Origin of the sequence: Shewanella sp. A32, assembly GCF_029167175.1 — a bacterium.
Taxonomy (GTDB): domain Bacteria; phylum Pseudomonadota; class Gammaproteobacteria; order Enterobacterales; family Shewanellaceae; genus Shewanella; species Shewanella yunxiaonensis.
On sequence record NZ_JARFTS010000021.1, the window covers coordinates 22,922 to 36,370 of the forward strand.

At 45.7% G+C, this 13,449-nt stretch carries 13 protein-coding genes; 3 read left to right on the forward strand and 10 right to left on the reverse strand.

Features of this window, described 5'->3' with window-relative positions:
- Nucleotides 1–36 precede the first annotated feature (36 nt).
- The 5 genes from PY479_RS13755 to mioC form a co-directional block, all read right to left on the reverse strand.
- On the reverse strand, nt 37–927 hold the full coding sequence (locus tag PY479_RS13755) for a ParB/RepB/Spo0J family partition protein (protein ID WP_275484116.1): 891 nt from the start codon (nt 925–927) through the stop codon (nt 37–39).
- A gap of 10 nt (nt 928–937) precedes the next feature.
- A complete protein-coding gene (locus PY479_RS13760; protein ID WP_275484117.1) occupies nt 938–1,732 on the reverse strand; it encodes a ParA family protein in 795 nt (264 codons plus the stop codon).
- Nucleotides 1,733–1,813: 81 nt separating this feature from the next.
- Nucleotides 1,814–2,437 carry a 16S rRNA (guanine(527)-N(7))-methyltransferase RsmG gene (rsmG, locus tag PY479_RS13765; protein ID WP_212594939.1) on the reverse strand — a complete coding sequence of 208 codons (624 nt, stop codon included), beginning with the start codon at nt 2,435–2,437 and terminating at the stop codon, nt 1,814–1,816.
- Between the two features lie 96 nt (nt 2,438–2,533).
- Nucleotides 2,534–4,423 (reverse strand): tRNA uridine-5-carboxymethylaminomethyl(34) synthesis enzyme MnmG, encoded by a 1,890-nt coding sequence (gene mnmG / locus PY479_RS13770; RefSeq protein WP_275484119.1) that lies wholly within the window; start codon nt 4,421–4,423, stop codon nt 2,534–2,536.
- Between the two features lie 438 nt (nt 4,424–4,861).
- Nucleotides 4,862–5,302: an FMN-binding protein MioC gene (gene mioC / locus PY479_RS13775; RefSeq protein ID WP_212594941.1), complete on the reverse strand. Its 441-nt coding sequence runs from the start codon at nt 5,300–5,302 to the stop codon at nt 4,862–4,864.
- 204 nt (nt 5,303–5,506) lie between these two features.
- Here mioC and arsB point away from each other — a divergent pair, with 204 nt between their 5' ends.
- Complete coding sequence (arsB, locus tag PY479_RS13780; protein ID WP_212594942.1) at nt 5,507–6,523, forward strand: ACR3 family arsenite efflux transporter; 1,017 nt, start codon at nt 5,507–5,509, stop codon at nt 6,521–6,523.
- Nucleotides 6,524–6,669: 146 nt separating this feature from the next.
- On the opposite strand, the gene mnmE is transcribed toward arsB, so the two are convergent.
- From mnmE to rpmH, 5 genes are all read right to left on the reverse strand, one after another.
- On the reverse strand, nt 6,670–8,031 hold the full coding sequence (gene mnmE, locus PY479_RS13785; RefSeq protein ID WP_275484121.1) for a tRNA uridine-5-carboxymethylaminomethyl(34) synthesis GTPase MnmE: 1,362 nt from the start codon (nt 8,029–8,031) through the stop codon (nt 6,670–6,672).
- 76 nt (nt 8,032–8,107) lie between these two features.
- The gene (yidC, locus tag PY479_RS13790) at nt 8,108–9,742 is read right to left on the reverse strand and encodes a membrane protein insertase YidC (protein WP_275484123.1); all 1,635 of its coding nucleotides are present in this window, start codon (nt 9,740–9,742) and stop codon (nt 8,108–8,110) included.
- Nucleotides 9,743–9,745: 3 nt separating this feature from the next.
- Nucleotides 9,746–10,000, reverse strand: a complete 255-nt coding sequence (gene yidD, locus PY479_RS13795; protein ID WP_212594945.1) for a membrane protein insertion efficiency factor YidD — start codon at nt 9,998–10,000, stop codon at nt 9,746–9,748.
- On the reverse strand, nt 9,967–10,323 hold the full coding sequence (gene rnpA, locus PY479_RS13800) for a ribonuclease P protein component (protein ID WP_275484124.1): 357 nt from the start codon (nt 10,321–10,323) through the stop codon (nt 9,967–9,969). Before rnpA ends, yidD begins: the two co-directional genes overlap by 34 nt.
- A 22-nt stretch (nt 10,324–10,345) precedes the next feature.
- Entirely contained in the window at nt 10,346–10,483 is a 138-nt protein-coding gene (gene rpmH, locus PY479_RS13805) for a 50S ribosomal protein L34 (RefSeq protein ID WP_133038348.1), read from the reverse strand.
- A gap of 444 nt (nt 10,484–10,927) precedes the next feature.
- Between rpmH and dnaA the strand changes: the two genes are divergently transcribed.
- Both dnaA and dnaN read left to right on the forward strand, forming a co-directional pair.
- The gene (gene dnaA / locus PY479_RS13810; RefSeq protein WP_212594947.1) at nt 10,928–12,325 is read left to right on the forward strand and encodes a chromosomal replication initiator protein DnaA; all 1,398 of its coding nucleotides are present in this window, start codon (nt 10,928–10,930) and stop codon (nt 12,323–12,325) included.
- Between the two features lie 15 nt (nt 12,326–12,340).
- Complete coding sequence (gene dnaN, locus PY479_RS13815; protein ID WP_275484126.1) at nt 12,341–13,441, forward strand: DNA polymerase III subunit beta; 1,101 nt, start codon at nt 12,341–12,343, stop codon at nt 13,439–13,441.
- The last annotated feature ends 8 nt before the right edge of the window (nt 13,442–13,449 follow it).

The following is a 13,449-nucleotide window of genomic DNA, read 5'->3' on the forward strand; positions in this document are numbered from 1 at the left end:
CAAATTCTTTTTTTTATTGCTATTTTTTCGCTAGAATCAACTGAATTTGGCGATAATTCCATCAAGTTCAGATAAACTCTGATAATTAATTACAATTTTACCTGTCCCCTTTACAGTGTGCGTAATATTAACTTTTGTTCCTAATCTTTGAACTAGCTCGCTTTCCAAGCGGGTTAAATCTGCATTTTTAATATTATTTTCAGGTTTGTTCGGAGGATTCTGCACTTTGTTAATAAGTCGTTCGGTTTCACGAACGGTAAGTTCTTTCGCCGCTACGACTCTGGCGACGCTAGTTTGTTGATCGCCTTCAAGTGCTAACAACGCTCTGGCGTGACCCATATCAATATCGCCACGCTCCAACATCACTTTCACCGCCGGATTTAACGCATTAAGACGCAATAGGTTAGAAACGGTCGCACGCGACTTCCCGACGGCATCAGCTACCTGCTGGTGTGTCAGTTCAAATTCTTCAATCAGACGATTAAGTGCAATGGCTTCTTCCATCGCGTTCAAGTCTTCACGTTGGATGTTTTCAATCAACGCAATCGCCACGGCGGCTTCATCGGCAACTTGTTTAACAATACAAGGCACTTTATCCAACTGAGCCAGTTGCGCGGCTCGCCAGCGACGTTCGCCCGCGATAATTTCATACTGACCAGCAGTGACTTGGCGCACGACTATCGGCTGAATGACCCCCTGCGCCCGGATAGATTCTGCCAGTTCTTCCAAAGCTTCCGGAGACATATCCTTACGAGGCTGATATTTGCCTGGCTTCAGCAAATCCAGATCCAGATTGAGCAGCGTTTCACCACTTCCGACATCCGCCATTTCCGCTGTTTCAGCAGTTTCCCGCTTTTGATTGGCAGCGTGACTGGTGCTGAGTAATGCATCCAACCCCTTACCTAAACCGCGTTTTTTCAATGTCATGGTGATCCCTTTAAACCTTTTCCGCTTGTTTCTTTTTTTGTTGCTCAGAACGGCGAATAATTTCACCCGCTAATGCTAAATAAGCCTTGGCACCAGCACTGCCTTTATCGTAATACATTGCTGGCGCACCAAAACTAGGCGCTTCTGCTAAACGCACGTTCCTCGGAATCACCGTGCGATAAACCTTATCACCAAAATGCTGTTTCAATTGATCAGAGACATCATTGGCCAGGCGATTTCGTGGGTCGTACATAGTACGCAAAATTCCCTCAATGCCAAGTCCTGGATTCACCATTGCCGCCAATTTGGACACAGTATCCATGAGCGCAGTCAGCCCCTCCAATGCATAGTACTCACATTGCATCGGTACCAGTACCGAATCCGCCGCAGACATCGCATTAACGGTAAGTAAATTGAGCGAGGGAGGGCAATCGATAAAAATAAATTCGTAACGATCTCTTACCGCCGTCAGCGCGTTGCGTAAGCGAACTTCTCTAGCAAAAAACTCGATCAATTTGATTTCTGCGGCGGTCACATCACCGTTTGCGGCGATCAGATCGTATTTACCAATGGTATTTTTTACCACAACTTCATCAAATGGCTTTTCATCCACCAGCAATTCGTATGTGGTATTTTCGACTTCATATTTGTCAACACCACTGCCCATTGTGGCATTGCCCTGCGGATCCAGGTCAATCAGCAATACTCGGCGTTTGGTTGCCGCTAATGACGCAGCCAGATTCACGCTCGTTGTTGTTTTCCCTACGCCACCTTTCTGGTTAGCTACGGCAATGATTTTCGCCACAATGTCACCTTGTCCATCAAGTCTGTATTTGAAACCCGTGCTGTACCAAGTTGCTTTATACGCCAGCGAATTGCAAGACACTCAGTCCCGAGAAGTGATAATCAGCAGATGTCGCTGTTCATCCAGATGCGGAACGGTCAGTTGGATCTGCTGCTGTACCGTATATCGACTTGGAATTTCCGCAAGTTCTGCGGCATCCAATTGACCTTTTAACGCATAAAAAGCCCCATTTTTTTGGGGCAGGTGTGCACACCAGTTAAGCATATCGCTGACGGACGCAAATGCCCGGCTAAGTACACCATCAAACAATTCTTGCGGCTGATAATCCTCGACGCGGCTTTCGACCGAAAAGATATTACCCAGTTTTAATTCTATCTGAACCTGGCGCTGAAAACGGATACGTTTTCCCAAACTGTCCAGCAACACAAATTGCTTATCAGGATGCATAATGGCCAAAGGTATCCCTGGTAATCCGGGCCCGGTCCCGACATCGATAAATCGCTTACCTTGCAGATACGGTGACACCGCCAAACTGTCCATAATATGTCGGATCAGCATCTGCTGGGGATCTCGCACCGATGTCAGATTGTAGGCTTTATTCCATTTGTCCAAAAGCGCGACAAAAGCCAATAACTGCTGTTGTTGTGCTTCAGTGGCAGCAATGCCAGCTTCGGCGAGATAGTGTTTTAGCTGCGTAGCAAGCACAAAATAACTCCTGATAGTTATGCGGTGGCTATTATGAAGCCCATAAAAGACTAAGGGAAGCCCGAAGCTTCCCTTAGCTACAGCGAAGTCCCGATATCAGGCACTACGGCGCAGCAAACCACGCTTTTTAAGATGCACTAACAAAATGGAAATTGCCGCCGGAGTCACCCCCGAAATTCTCGAGGCTTGACCGATAGTTTCCGGTTTATGGCTATTAAGTTTGGCGACCACCTCATTGGACAAACCTGGCACCTCTTTGTAATCCAGATCCAAAGGTAAACCAGTGTTTTCATTACGTAATGCCTTATTGATTTCATCCTGCTGACGCTGGATATAACCGGCATATTTCACCTGGATCTGGATCTGTTCAGCGACATGCGGATCGGCGACGGCGGGGCCGAAACCTTCCACTGCCATCAGTTTTTCATAATCCATTTCTGGGCGCCGCAACAACTCTTCAAACGAAGCTTCACGTGAAATCGGCGTATTTAGATGAGGATTGAGTGCAGCCACCAACGGTGAATTCGCATGGATCCAGTTACTCCGAAGACGCTGCATTTCAGTTTCGATGGCTTCTACTTTCTCAGAGAACAGTGCCCAACGATGATCATCGACCAAGCCCAGTTCGCGGCCTTTTTCAGTCAACCGTAGATCGGCGTTGTCTTCTCTGAGCAACAAGCGATATTCAGCACGACTGGTAAACATACGATACGGTTCTTTGGTGCCAAGCGTCGATAAATCGTCAACCAATACACCGATATACGCCTGATCGCGTCTTGGGCACCAACTGTCTTTGCCTTGCACTTGTAATGCGGCGTTAGTGCCAGCCAGCAAGCCTTGAGCGGCAGCTTCTTCATAGCCGGTAGTACCATTGATCTGACCCGCGAAAAACAAGCCATCAATCGCCTTGGTTTCCAGCGAGTTTTTCAGATTTCGTGGATCGAAATAGTCATATTCAATGGCATAACCAGGACGCAAGATCTCCGCATGTTCCATGCCCTTGATAGAACGGACCAAATTGATCTGAACGTCAAACGGCAAACTGGTAGATATTCCATTTGGATAGAGCTCATGAGTGTTCAGCCCTTCTGGCTCCATGAATACCTGGTGTGAGTTTTTATCGGCAAACCGATGAATTTTATCTTCGATTGATGGACAGTAACGTGGACCGATCCCTTCAATCACCCCAGAATACATGGGACTGCGATCTAAACCACCACGGATAATCTTGTGTGTACGTTCGTTGGTATGCGTGATGTAGCAGGAAACTTGTTGCGGATGATGTGCCACATTACCGATAAACGACATCACAGGGAGTGGCGAATCACCTTTTTGTTCAGTCATTTGTGAAAAATCGACGGTACGAGCATCAATACGCGGTGGCGTACCGGTTTTTAACCGTCCGACAGGCAGTTGCAGTTCTCGTAAGCGTTGTGCCAACGCAATAGCAGGTTGATCACCGGCACGACCGCCACTGTAATTTTGCAGACCAATATGGATTTTCCCGGCAAGAAAAGTTCCGGTAGTTAGCACAACGGCTGCGGCTTCAAAGGCCAAGCCCATCTGAGTCACTACACCGGTAACTCGGCCGTTTTCAACCACTAAATCATCTACGGCTTGCTGGAATAAACGTAAATTGGGTTGATTTTGTAAAATGCGTTGAACTGCTTGACGATATAGTGCTCTGTCTGCTTGTGCTCTTGTCGCTCTGACGGCTGGTCCTTTACTGGAGTTGAGGATCCGAAACTGGATACCCGCATGATCGGTAGCGGTCGCCATAGCGCCACCTAAGGCATCAATCTCTTTAACTAAATGGCCTTTTCCGATGCCGCCGATCGCTGGATTACAGGACATCTGTCCCAAAGTGTCGAGGTTATGGGTCAGCAATAGAGTCTTACACCCCATTCTGGCTGCCGCTAATGCTGCTTCGGTTCCGGCATGACCGCCACCTACAACAACTACATCAAACCGTTCATGAAAACGCATTGTTAAACCTTCTTAGACACCTAGTTAATCAAGAGCAATGAGCCGCGTATTTTAGCATTTCAAAAGGATCAGGTGAATGATCTCTTTAGATTGTTAGATCGTAAACCGATCGCACTATTAGATCTTAAGATCTTTATATAGATCTGTTTATTGTTTTTACTATTAGGATCGACGATCGCAGTGGATAACGGTTATTTTTCTTTAAAATCAAAAAAATACACTTAAATTATCCTGTGATCTATTAACGATCATGTTGCGTAAAGACTGGGGATAGATCGCCTAGTTATCCACATCATGGATCTATAGGGAAGCAGGACGATCATTAATACAATGATTGATCAGATCTATATGACAATTTATCCACATATTTATCATTTTAAATTTATATATGTGGATAAATTTGTTCTTATTTGTGTATATAAAGGTATGAAATCATGCTTACAGATCACCAATCCAGCTCCGTAGCCATGCCACAGCGGCATCTTCCGGTACTGGATCTCTTTGTACATCAATCTGGATCTTATCCACAAAAGCGGTCGCGCCTTTTTGTTCGAGTAAATCAGCTAATTTCTGCGGACCTTCACAAAAGGTGTCATAGCTGGAGTCTCCAATGGCACATAGCACATACTCTAGCTGGCTAAAGTGACTCTCTTCATCAATCAATTGTTGATAGAGCGGTTGCAGGTTATCCGGCAGATCGCCTGCTCCATGGGTTGAAGACACGATTAGCCAGAGTTTGTCAGGATCTAATTGAGCGAGATCTGCAGCTAAATGAATTGTGGTTGTGTGGCCCTGTTGTTGCAGTTCCGCCGCTAATTCATCAGCAACATACTCTGCACCGCCAAGTGTGGTACCTACCAGAATTTCAATGCTTGCCATTTCTTGTCCTTGTTAACGTCTCCGAAAAATATAGCGGCATGGTAATCCATGATGATACACGGCTGAAAGTCCGGGTTTGATTGTCGTCGTTTTTTCTTCGGATACGATTTAAAAAATGCGTATGTTCGCGTATTTGGGCTGCAATAGTGTCAGTATAATGCTGATAATGGTGGGGATTGATGATCGCTATGAGCGAGTTTTCTTATGGGATTTTTTGAAAGATATCTGTCGGTTTGGGTAGCGTTGGCTATTGTGGCAGGGGTAGGCATAGGTAATCTGTTCCCAGATTTATTCAGCGGCATTGCTGCTTTTGAATATGCACATGTAAATCTGGTCATTGCGGTGCTTATCTGGTTGATGATTTATCCGATGATGGTCCAGATTGATTTTTCGGCAGTTAAAGATGTTGGTAAGAAGCCCAAAGGGTTACTGCTAACCCTGGTGATTAACTGGTTGATCAAACCCTTTACTATGGCATTACTCGGATGGTTATTTTTTAAAGGTGTATTTGCGTCTTGGGTCTCACCACAATCGGCTACCGAATATATTGGTGGGATGATCCTATTGGGCGTAGCACCTTGCACTGCGATGGTGTTTGTGTGGAGCCAGTTAACCAAAGGCGATCCTAACTACACACTGGTTCAAGTATCAGTAAATGACATTATTATGGTGTTTGCTTTCGCACCAATTGCCGCATTTTTGCTGGGGATCAGCGAGATCCAAGTGCCCTGGCAGACATTGCTGCTATCGGTTGTACTCTATGTGGTGTTGCCTCTCTTGGCGGGAATTGTTGCTCGTTATCGATTACAGCGCAATGCAGACGCTGATGCGTTAGCGCATTTTGTGGCTAAGCTTAAACCTTGGTCTGTAGTGGGATTGCTGGCGACAGTAGTGTTGCTGTTTGGTTTTCAAGCTCAAACGATTATTGCGCAGCCCTTGGTAATTTTGATGATTGCCATACCATTACTCATCCAAAGTTATGGCATTTTTGCGATTGCTTATTTAGCCGCAAAACAACTGCGCTTACCTCATAATGTGGCTGCGCCTGCCTGTATGATTGGCACTTCCAATTTTTTCGAATTGGCGGTAGCGGTAGCGATTTCCTTGTTTGGTCTGCATTCTGGTGCCGCACTGGCAACCGTCGTTGGCGTTTTGGTTGAAGTGCCAGTGATGCTATCGTTAGTCGCATTTGCTAATAGAACGCGGCACTGGTTCTCTTGAATGGGGATGTGTAAATGCTGACAGCCAGCGCAAATTGATGAGACGAAACTGCTGGTTTGTTCATCCGTTCATATGAGTCAGTAAATTTTAATTTAATATATCTAATATATTGTATTTAAACTTTAATATTTTTGGTAAGTAAACACTTACTTACCAATACAAAATGAGCTGAATATTTTTCCGAGCAGATCATCAGAGGTAAATTCGCCGGTGATCTCGGATAATGCTTGTTGCGTCATACGCAACTCTTCCGCGAGTAGTTCTCCAGCCTGAAATATTTCCAGTTGTTCTTTACCCTGCTGTAAATGCTGGCTTGCTTTATCCAGTGCCTCAAGGTGACGGCGACGGGCAATGAAGCTGCCCTCGAGGTTACTTTGATAACCCATCAATTGCTTCAGGTGTTGTGTTAATTCTGCCATTCCCAGACCAGTTTTAGCAGAAATCCGGTAGACGCTATAACCTTGCTCTTCAGTTGGTGCGAGAGACTCTCCCGTTAAATCCGCCTTATTGCGGACAACGGTAATACCGAGTTTTGCGGGTAATCGGTCGATAAAGTCAGGCCATATTTCTTTGGGATCTACCGCGTCGGTATCGGTGCCATCAACCATGAATAACACTCTGTCTGCGGTATCGATTTCTGCCCAGGCACGCTCGATACCTATTTTTTCAACAGTATCATCGGTGTCTCTGAGTCCCGCGGTATCAATCACATGTAACGGCATACCATCAAGATGAATGTGTTCGCGTAGTACATCGCGAGTGGTACCGGCTATTTCGGTAACAATCGCCGATTCTTTTCCTGCCAGCGCATTAAGTAAGCTGGATTTGCCAGCATTAGGGCGCCCGGCAATGACTACTTTCATCCCTTCACGGATGAGCGCACCTTGCTGAGCACTGTGTTGAACTTGCGCCAGCTTATCTATGATGCGGTAAAGGGCATTGGCAATTTTGCCGTCTGACAGGAAATCTACCTCTTCGTCAGGAAAGTCGATTGCGGCTTCAACGTACAAGCGCAGATTTGTGACTTGTTCTACCAATTGATGGACTTCTTTGGAGAACTCACCCTGTAATGACGCCATTGCGCTTTTGGCTGCCTGTTCGCTGGTAGCTTCAATTAAGTCAGCAATCGCCTCAGCCTGAGCTAGGTCTAGTTTGTCGTTGAGGAAGGCCTGCTCACTGAATTCGCCTGGTCTTGCCATACGTACGTCGGCTACAGTCAAGATGCTTTTTATCAGCATATCCATGACGATTTGCCCGCCGTGACCCTGCAATTCCAGTACATCTTCACCGGTAAAAGAGTGGGGGCCTTTAAAGAATAGTGCTATTCCCTGATCCAGTGTTTGTCCCTGATTATCTTTAAACGGACAGTAATCCGCATAGCGAACTTTTGGCAGATGACCAAGCACTTTTAAGGCGACATCTGCCGCCTTATCTCCGGATACTCTGACAATGCCTACGCCACCTTTACCGGGAGCGGTAGCTTGCGCCACAATGGTATCTGCTGCCACACTGTTTTCCTTTTTATCAAAAGCGTCATAATCAAAAGGCGGCTAATAGCCGCCTTTTGGTGAAGGGATTAAAAGGTTATTTTAATCCTTTTTTCTCCAATCCGGCGTAGATGATCTTCTGTTGGATAATAGCCACAATGTTACCCATCAACCAGTAAAGCACCAAACCAGATGGGAACCACAGGAAGAATACGGTAAATACTACAGGCATATACTGCATCATCTTGGCCTGCATCGGATCCATAGTTGGCGACATTGGCTGCAGTTTCTGCATGATAAACATCGACAAACCATTAAGAATTGGCAGCACGTAGTATGGGTCTTGTACTGACAAGTCATGGATCCACAGCATAAATGGTGCGTGACGGAGTTCCACACTTTCCAGCAGAACCCAATACAAAGCCAGGAAAATAGGCATCTGCAGCATAATTGGCAGACAGCCACCCATAGGGTTGACCTTCTCCTTTTTATACATCTCCATCATGGCTTGACCCATCTTTTGGCGATCATCACCAAAACGGTCTTTTAGCTCTTGGATTTTAGGCTGCAGATTACGCATCTTAGCCATAGAGGTGTATTGCGCACGAGTAAGCGGGAACAAAATGCCGCGTACAGTAAAGGTGATCAGAATAATTGCCAGACCCCAGTTACCCACAAACGAATGGAAGAACATCATCAGTTTGTAAATTGGAACGGCCAACCACCATAACACTCCATAGTCTACAACCAGGTTTAAGGTGTCTGACACTTCTGATAGCGCGGCTTGATCTTTTGGACCAACATAGAAATCCGCGCCAATCGTTGCCGTTGCTCCTGGTGCTACAGTATCAGCTTGGCCACGGAAACCAATGTTAGCCATAGTGCCGTTGCTGATGCTGGAATAGATAAGATTACTTTGATCTGCTGGTGGTACCCAAGCGGAAACAAAGTAGTGTTGCAGCATGGCTACCCAGCCACCCTGAGTTTCTTTATGCAGATCTTTTTCTTTAATTTCGTCAAATTTATACTTTTCATAACGAGTGTCTGCTGTTGAGTATGCAGCACCACGATATGTTGGCATCATCATATGACTATCAGAGGGCTTGATGGTCTGCTTAATCTGACCATACATCTGCACCTGCAATGGCGCCGCAGTGGTGTTATCAATTTGATAATCTACCCGAATATCAAACTTGCCTTTATGGAAGGTAAATATTTTGGTGTATTTCACGCCGTTTGCCGCGGTGTAAGTCATCGGCACCTTCAGCGTGTTTTCACCATCTTTCATCTGGAATTCGGTGCCGGTAACGGCATAAGTTGGGCGTCCAGCGCTGCTATCAACGCCACCACTACCGATCAGACCGCTCTGTGCTATGTAGGTAAATCCAGGCTGTTGTTCCAATAACACAAAAGGATCATCTTTCCCTTGTTCCAGTTTATGTGCAACCAATGCGGCATGAACAATGTCACCACCCACTGGATTAATCAGTACATCTAACTGATCGGTTTTAACTCGCACTAAATCTTTAGAGGCAACAACCGTGTGTTCTTCCGGTACTCCAGCCTTACCATCGGCATTGGGCACGTCGTTTTGAAGGGTGTCCTGAGTTGAGGATGTCACTGCTGTTTCAGTAACGGCTGGTTTTGGCGCTTTATCTGTCTGCCATTGTTGCCAGATCATAAAACTGACAGCTAACAGCGCGATAAGCAGAATATTGCGTTGAGATTCCATAGCCTATTTATTACACCTGTTCTTTTTAGGAGGTACGGGGTCGTTGCCGCCCGGATGCAAAGGGTGACATTTTAATATGCGTTTTATCGCAAACCAACTCCCTTTGACAGTTCCGTGCACTTGCACAGCTTCTATCGCGTAATGGGAGCAGGAAGGGTTAAATCGGCAGCGTTGTCCTAGCATAGGGCTGATAAATATCTGATAGCCCCGGATAGCTTTAATGATCAACCATTGAAACGGCGACTGAGCTTGCGCCATAACTTTTCCACCAATTTTCTGAGTTGCTCGTTATCCAACTCTAAAACACCACCACGGACCAATACCACAATGTCCACCGGTGGCAAATTATACTGATTAAGTCTGAAACTTTCGCGAACAATACGTTTAACACGATTGCGCTGGTTAGCCCTTTTTACATGACGCTTGGCAACAGTCAAGCCTAATCTGGGGTGTTCCAGAGTATTCGGCATCGCCAACAGGGTTATTTCAGCAGAGGAGGCTTTTTGCGGGTCGGTAAATACATAATTGAATTCTGCGGGAGTTAACAAGCGTAACTCCCGCGGAAAGGTGTAACTAGTCACCTAATTGTCTACTCGCGCGTAATTAAGCAGACAGGCGAGCGCGACCTTTAGCACGGCGACGAGCCAGTACCTTGCGGCCGTTTGCTGTAGCCATACGTGCGCGGAAGCCGTGAGTACGCTTGCGCTTCAGGTTGCTAGGTTGAAAAGTACGTTTACTCATGATGGCAATCCGTCTTTGTTGGTTAATTTTCCTCAACCGGCATACAAATGCGGCGAGGGTATAAAAAAGAGGCCGAATTGTAATCACAATTACTCAAGGCGTCAATAAGCATAATGTCCTGGGTGGTGAATACATACGTCCGTTTGGTGAGCAGTTGATGTGGTTAACTACAATATGTGGATAACTGTGTGCATTTACTACTACATGTAGTAGCAAAAGAGACAATCAACTGATCGCCGGAGCGCGATTATAGATCAACTCAGATCCCTTAATAAAGTAGCAAATATCATGGATTATCACCCACAAGATCCTGTAGGATCTCTCAGGATCAGATGAATACAAAGATCGCGATCGCTTTGGGGATAATTGTGCGTTCATCATAGCGATTATCCAGATCTCACTATAGAATAACCTCCCTCGGGGAGCTGGTTTGGGGATAAGTTTGTGACTGTTTCACTATGGCAGCAATGTATCGGCAGATTGCAGGATGAGCTTTCAGCTCAACAGTTCAGTATGTGGATCCGACCATTGCAGGCTGAAATGGATGGTGAGACGTTGGTGTTATACGCGCCTAATCGCTTTGTCTTGGACTGGGTTCGCGATAAATACCTCAATATCATCAATCAGTTTTTCGGTGAACAATTAGGCAGCGAAGCACCTAAATTGCGTTTTGACATTGGTAGTCGACCCGTAGTCAAAGCGGAAGTACCCACGGTGAACAGTGGAGTAAATGGTAAAAGTAATGCCAGGCCACTGACTAAACCCAGTGTTGCCGCTGCATTTAATAATGATGATGATGAACCTGTAAGTAATCATCCCTACCGCAGTAATATTAATCCAACCTATCAATTTGATAATTTCGTTGAAGGTAAATCCAACCAACTGGGTAAAGCTGCGGCACAGCAAGTTTCTGAAAATCCTGGTGGTGCCTATAACCCCCTGTTTCTTTATGGAGGCACTGGTTTAGGTAAAACTCACCTTTTGCATGCAGTCGGCAATGGGATTTTAAAAAATAATCCCAACGCCAAGGTTGTGTACATGCACTCCGAGCGGTTTGTGCAAGATATGGTGAAGGCGCTGCAGAATAACGCGATTGAAGACTTTAAACGTTATTATCGTAGTGTTGATGCGTTATTCATTGACGATATTCAGTTTTTTGCCAATAAAGACCGATCGCAAGAAGAGTTTTTCCATACCTTTAACGCGTTATTGGAAGGTAATCACCAGATCATTTTGACCTCTGATCGTTACCCTAAAGAGATCGATGGGGTTGAAGATCGCCTTAAGTCGCGTTTTGGATGGGGATTAACGGTAGCGATTGAACCGCCAGAGTTGGAAACTCGGGTTGCTATTTTGATGCGTAAGGCGCTGGAAAATGGCATTAGCTTACCAGACGAAGTGGCATTTTTTATTGCCAAACGTCTACGTTCAAACGTGCGTGAACTGGAAGGGGCACTGAACCGAGTTATTGCGAATGCGAACTTTACCGGGCGTCCGATAACTATCGATTTTGTGCGCGAAGCATTACGTGACCTATTGGCTCTGCAGGAAAAATTAGTCACTATAGACAATATTCAGAAAACAGTAGCTGAATACTACAAGATCAAGATGGCGGACATGTTGTCCAAGCGACGTTCTCGTAGTGTTGCCCGTCCAAGACAAATGGCGATGGCGCTCTCTAAAGAGTTGACCAACCAGAGTTTGCCAGAAATTGGTGATGCTTTTGGTGGCCGTGATCATACGACTGTACTGCATGCTTGTCGTAAAATCGCTCAGCTTCGAGAAGAGAGTCACGACATTAAAGAAGATTACGCCAACTTGATTCGAACCTTATCTTCTTAATCAGGGAACAGAATAATGAAATTTTCTATTGATAGGGATGACCTATTAAAGCCGTTACAACTGGTCAGTGGTGCGGTTGAAAGAAGGCATAATTTGCCTATTCTGGCAAACCTCCTTGTGGAAGTAAGTAATCACTCACTAAAGTTTACCGGCACTGATTTAGAAGTTGAACTCGTTGGCAGTGCAGTGCTTAGCGGCGACGTTCAGGAAGGGCGCACTACTGTGCCAGCGAAAAAGTTGCTGGATATTGTGAAGTCTTTGCCGGAACAGACGGAAGTTAAAATTGAACAGCAGGAAAACAAATGGTTACTTCGTTGTGGCCGTAGTCGTTTTTCTCTGGCAACTTTGCCCGCTGAAGAATACCCCAATGTTGAAAGCTTTCAGCCCAATATATCGTTCACAATCAAGCAAGGCACACTGAAGTCTATTATTGAAGCCACACAGTTTTCGATGGCTAACCAGGATGTTCGTTACTATTTAAACGGACTGTTATTTGAGACCGAAGGTAATGTTTTACGAGCGGTTGCGACTGACGGCCATCGATTGGCGTTGAGTCACCGTATGCTTGAGGCCTCTTTGCCTGAAAATCAGGTAATTGTACCTCGTAAAGGGGTGATGGAATTAGCGCGGCTACTTGATGCAGAGGATCAAGATATCGAGATAGCTATCGGGGATAACGCTATTCGTGCCACAACTGCTGCTGCAGTACTCACCAGTAAGTTGGTGGATGGTCGTTTCCCTGATTATCGTCGCGTATTACCTAAGGGGGGCGACAAGATTGTATTGGCGAGTCGTAATGCTTTGCGTCAGGCGTTACTGCGTGCGTCCATTCTGTCTAATGAGAAGTTCCGTGGGGTGCGGGTTCAGTTGGAGAATGCCTTACTGAAAATCACCGCTAATAACCCCGAGCAAGAAGAAGCAGAAGAAATTATCGATGTTGAATATTCAGGAGAGTCTCTTGAAATCGGCTTTAACGTTTCTTACCTGCTGGACGTCCTTAACAGTCTTAAATCTGACGATGTGCGTATTACCCTCAGTGACGGAAATTCCAGTGCGCTGATTGAAAACCATCAGGAAGAAGACTCAATGTATGTTGTAATGCCAATGCGGCTCTAAGCCGGGCG

Coding starts and splice junctions, on each gene's coding strand:
- mioC (WP_212594941.1), bottom strand. CDS start 5,302: ATGGCAAGCATTGAAATTCTGGTAGGTACCACACTTGGCGGTGCAGAG.
- PY479_RS13755 (WP_275484116.1), bottom strand. CDS start 927: ATGACATTGAAAAAACGCGGTTTAGGTAAGGGGTTGGATGCATTACTC.
- yidD (WP_212594945.1), bottom strand. CDS start 10,000: ATGGCGCAAGCTCAGTCGCCGTTTCAATGGTTGATCATTAAAGCTATC.
- mnmG (WP_275484119.1), bottom strand. CDS start 4,423: ATGCGTTTTCATGAACGGTTTGATGTAGTTGTTGTAGGTGGCGGTCAT.
- arsB (WP_212594942.1), top strand. CDS start 5,507: ATGGGATTTTTTGAAAGATATCTGTCGGTTTGGGTAGCGTTGGCTATT.
- dnaN (WP_275484126.1), top strand. CDS start 12,341: ATGAAATTTTCTATTGATAGGGATGACCTATTAAAGCCGTTACAACTG.
- rpmH (WP_133038348.1), bottom strand. CDS start 10,483: ATGAGTAAACGTACTTTTCAACCTAGCAACCTGAAGCGCAAGCGTACT.
- yidC (WP_275484123.1), bottom strand. CDS start 9,742: ATGGAATCTCAACGCAATATTCTGCTTATCGCGCTGTTAGCTGTCAGT.